Source organism: Enterococcus spodopteracolus, from assembly GCF_030441955.1.
Lineage (GTDB): Bacteria > Bacillota > Bacilli > Lactobacillales > Enterococcaceae > Enterococcus_B > Enterococcus_B spodopteracolus.
Genome location: NZ_JARJHD010000045.1, coordinates 1 through 1,189, shown reverse-complemented (window position 1 = coordinate 1,189; position 1,189 = coordinate 1). Strand labels below are relative to the sequence as shown.

Sequence of the window (1,189 nt, the reverse complement as noted above, 5' to 3'; positions counted from 1 at the left end):
GCATACGATCTGCCGTCAGTCCCGCCTGATTGCCGGAAAGGACCAGCGTTTTGTTGAAATCGGACAGGGTTGAGTTGCCCTGATACCAGGCATACGCCAGCGCACCGGTCGCCACCGCCAGCGAGGTGGCCCCCACCATCGGCAGGGTGATCGCACCGGCAAGCCCCCTGAACATGGGGATCATCCCGCCGAAGGAGTCCTTCACCTGCCCCCCCTGTTGCAGCAGGATCAGCCACGGACTTTGCCCGCCTGCAAGCTGCGTGGCCACGTCGGTGAACTGTGCAGGCAGCATACGCATGGCGGCTTTATACTGCCCGACGGAAATCCCCGCTTTCTGTGCAGCCAGCGCCTGTCGGCTCAGCGACTGTTCAACGACTGCCGCTGTTTTTTTCGCATCACTTTCCGTACCAGAAAAATGACGCCTGACTCTGGCCATCTGCTCGTCAAATCTGGCCGCATCCAGACTCAAATCAACGACCAGATCGCCTACCGGTTCAGCCATACCGGACTCCTCCTGCGATCCCTTCTGATACTGTCATCAGCATTACGTCATCCTCCGTCATGTCCGCCACATCCGGGGAAGCGGGGATAACTTCATTCCCGTCCGGGCCAAAGCGGACACCTCCGGCAAGCCCTGCCGCTTTCTGCATCAGCACATCATCTTCAGGCTCTTCGTCAGCCTCGCGCCGGTTCAGCAGACTGAAATCCAGCGGATGCATATCCGGATCGCTGAAAAACAGGCTGAGCACGGTGTACGTCAGCCCGGAAAAGTGCATATCCAGCAGAACATCATGAAAATAATGGGTACTGTAAAAGCGGTGCCAGTCGGCATACTCCGTGGATGACATCCCGGCAAGCATGGCACGCCAGTCGGGTCGCCCCATCTCACGCGCCAGTTTCAGGGCAAAACTCAGCTCACCGTCGAACACTTTCCCGCAGAAACAGGCTCTGCGGGCCCGGCGTCCTCTGTCTGTTCAGGGGCATTATTCACCACAAACTCATACATACCAGACAGCCGGTACACCACGTTTTCAGCATGAGAAATTGCCTCCGTGGGCCAGGTGGTAAGCACTTCCTGCTCAATCTGTTTAACGGCTTCATTCATGGACGGCATCTGCGTCTTCTGCGGATGGTTATGCCACAGGGACATCGCCACCAGAAACGCGCCGGTTCTGATGGCGTCTTCCAC

General features: G+C 57.9%; 3 protein-coding genes. All 3 read right to left on the bottom strand.

Translation table 11 applies throughout. The features are described 5' to 3' along the window. A partial coding sequence (locus P3R27_RS14325; RefSeq protein WP_182497105.1) for a phage tail length tape measure family protein occupies positions 1-502 on the bottom strand: 502 nt, incomplete at its 3' end. After that, positions 495-929: a phage tail assembly protein T gene (locus tag P3R27_RS14320; protein ID WP_000459457.1), complete on the bottom strand. Its 435-nt coding sequence runs from the start codon at positions 927-929 to the stop codon at positions 495-497. The genes P3R27_RS14325 and P3R27_RS14320, both read right to left, overlap by 8 nt. After that, on the bottom strand, positions 911-1,189 hold a 279-nt coding region (gpG, locus tag P3R27_RS14315; protein WP_207872057.1), incomplete at its 5' end, for a phage tail assembly chaperone G. The genes P3R27_RS14320 and gpG, both read right to left, overlap by 19 nt.